Origin of the sequence: Citrobacter sp. Igbk 14, from assembly GCF_028069825.1 — a bacterium.
Taxonomy (GTDB): domain Bacteria; phylum Pseudomonadota; class Gammaproteobacteria; order Enterobacterales; family Enterobacteriaceae; genus Citrobacter.
In genome coordinates, this window is sequence record NZ_JANEWM010000209.1 from 1 (window position 1) to 255 (window position 255).

At 52.9% G+C, this 255-nt stretch carries 1 rRNA gene; it reads left to right on the plus strand.

The annotated features are described in order from the left end of the window. Positions 1–255: ribosomal RNA gene (locus tag NNN64_RS23600) — 23S ribosomal RNA — on the plus strand; the annotation flags it as partial.

The following is a 255-nucleotide window of genomic DNA, read 5'->3' on the forward strand; positions in this document are numbered from 1 at the left end:
CTTGACACTGAACACTGGTCCTTGATGTGTAGGATAGGTGGGAGGCTTTGAAGTGTGGACGCCAGTCTGCATGGAGCCGACCTTGAAATACCACCCTTTAATGGCTGGTGTTCTAACGTAGACCCGTGATCCGGGTTGCGGACAGTGTCTGGTGGGTAGTTTGACTGGGGCGGTCTCCTCCTAAAGAGTAACGGAGGAGCACGAAGGTTAGCTAATCCTGGTCGGACATCAGGAGGTTAGTGCAAAGGCATAAGC